Genomic DNA, 2,446 nt, shown 5'->3' with positions numbered 1-2,446 from the left:
GGTGTTGGGGGTGAATGGTATCTGTGTGTTGTTTCAGATACCGCACAGTGGACGCGTAGCTTCTTTGTGGTAAGTCCTCGGCCTATTAGTACCAGTCACCTGCACACGTTGCCGTGCTTCCAGTTCTGGCCTATCAACCCGGTGGTCTGCCGGGGGCCTTACCCCCTCGAGGGGGTGAGAAACCTCATCTTGGAACAGGCTTCCCGCTTAGATGCTTTCAGCGGTTATCCCTTCCGAACGTAGCTAACCAGCGGTGCTCCTGGTGGAACAACTGGCACACCAGAGGTTCGTCCGTCCCGGTCCTCTCGTACTAGGGACAGCCTTCCTCAAGTTTCTAACGCGCGCGGCGGATAGAGACCGAACTGTCTCACGACGTTCTAAACCCAGCTCGCGTGCCGCTTTAATGGGCGAACAGCCCAACCCTTGGGACCTACTCCAGCCCCAGGATGCGACGAGCCGACATCGAGGTGCCAAACCATCCCGTCGATATGGACTCTTGGGGAAGATCAGCCTGTTATCCCCGGGGTACCTTTTATCCGTTGAGCGACACCGCTTCCACTTGCCGGTGCCGGATCACTAGTCCCGACTTTCGTCCCTGCTCGACCTGTCAGTCTCACAGTCAAGCTCCCTTGTGCACTTGCACTCGACACCTGATTGCCAACCAGGCTGAGGGAACCTTTGGGCGCCTCCGTTACATTTTGGGAGGCAACCGCCCCAGTTAAACTACCCACCAGGCACTGTCCCTGAACCAGATCATGGTCCGAGGTTAGATGTCCAATACGATCAGAGTGGTATTTCAACAACGACTCCACGAACACTGGCGTGCCCGCTTCACAGTCTCCCACCTATCCTACACAAACCGAACCGAACACCAATACCAAGCTATAGTGAAGGTCCCGGGGTCTTTTCGTCCTGCCGCGCGTAACGAGCATCTTTACTCGTAATGCAATTTCGCCGAGTCTATGGTTGAGACAGCTGAGAAGTCGTTACGCCATTCGTGCAGGTCGGAACTTACCCGACAAGGAATTTCGCTACCTTAGGATGGTTATAGTTACCACCGCCGTTTACTGGGGCTTAAATTCTCAGCTTCGCTCCGAAGAGCTAACCGGTCCTCTTAACCTTCCAGCACCGGGCAGGCGTCAGTCCGTATACATCGTCTTACGACTTCGCACGGACCTGTGTTTTTAGTAAACAGTCGCTTCTCACTGGTCTCTGCGGCCCCACCCAGCTCAGGAAGCAAGTTCCGTCACCAGACGAGGCCCCCCTTCTCCCGAAGTTACGGGGGCATTTTGCCGAGTTCCTTAACCATAGTTATCTCGATCGCCTTAGTATTCTCTACCTGACCACCTGTGTCGGTTTGGGGTACGGGCCGTGTGAAAGCTCGCTAGAGGCTTTTCTCGGCAGCATAGGATCACTGAATTCGCCTCAATCGGCTATGCATCACGTCTCAGGATATGTGCGACACGGATTTGCCTATGTCACTCCCTACACGCTTACACCAGTATTACCACTGACTGGCTCAGCTACCTTCCTGCGTCACCCCATCGCTTGGCTACTACCAGATCAGGTCCCGTGCATCCACGTCCAGGTTCCCCGAAGGGAAGTAAGGACGCTTCAGGACGGTTAGTGTCACTGATTCACCAGGGGCGCGTTCACACGGGTACGGGAATATCAACCCGTTGTCCATCGACTACGCCTGTCGGCCTCGCCTTAGGTCCCGACTCACCCTGGGCGGATTAACCTGGCCCAGGAACCCTTGGTCATTCGGCGGAAGAGTTTCTCACTCTTCTTTCGCTACTCATGCCTGCATTCTCACTCGTGCAGCCTCCACACCTGGATCACTCCGGCGCTTCCATGGCTGCACGACGCTCCCCTACCCATCCGTACCACTGCCGGCCCTCCCGCAGGAGAACCGAGGTGTATCGCACGAATGCCGCAGCTTCGGTGGTGTACTTGAGCCCCGCTACATTGTCGGCGCAGGATCACTTGACCAGTGAGCTATTACGCACTCTTTCAAGGGTGGCTGCTTCTAAGCCAACCTCCTGGTTGTCTTCGCGACCCCACATCCTTTTCCACTTAGTACACGCTTAGGGACCTTAGCTGGCGATCTGGGCTGTTTCCCTCTCGACTACGAACCTTATCGCCCGCAGTCTCACTGCCGCGCTCTCACTCACCGGCATTCGGAGTTTGGCTGATTTCGGTAAGCTTGTGGGCCCCCTAGACCATCCAGTAGCTCTACCTCCGGTGAGAAACACGCGACGCTGCACCTAAATGCATTTCGGGGAGAACCAGCTATCACGGAGTTTGATTGGCCTTTCACCCCTACCCACAGCTCATCCCCTCAGTTTTCAACCTAAGTGGGTTCGGGCCTCCACGACGTCTTACCGTCGCTTCACCCTGGCCATGGGTAGATCACTCCGCTTCGGGTCTAGAACATGCGACTGGA

1 rRNA gene is annotated in these 2,446 nt (G+C 56.0%); it reads right to left on the bottom strand.

The window, feature by feature from the left end:
- Positions 1–65: 65 nt before the first annotated feature.
- Positions 66–2,446, bottom strand: a 23S ribosomal RNA gene (locus ACFVH2_RS24900); the annotation flags it as partial.

Origin of the sequence: Rhodococcus sp. NPDC127527 (assembly GCF_042672245.1) — a bacterium.
In the GTDB taxonomy this organism is placed as follows: Bacteria; Actinomycetota; Actinomycetes; order Mycobacteriales; family Mycobacteriaceae; genus Rhodococcus_G.
The sequence above is the reverse complement of the archived record's forward strand: the minus strand, read 5'-3'. Positions and strand labels throughout refer to the sequence as shown.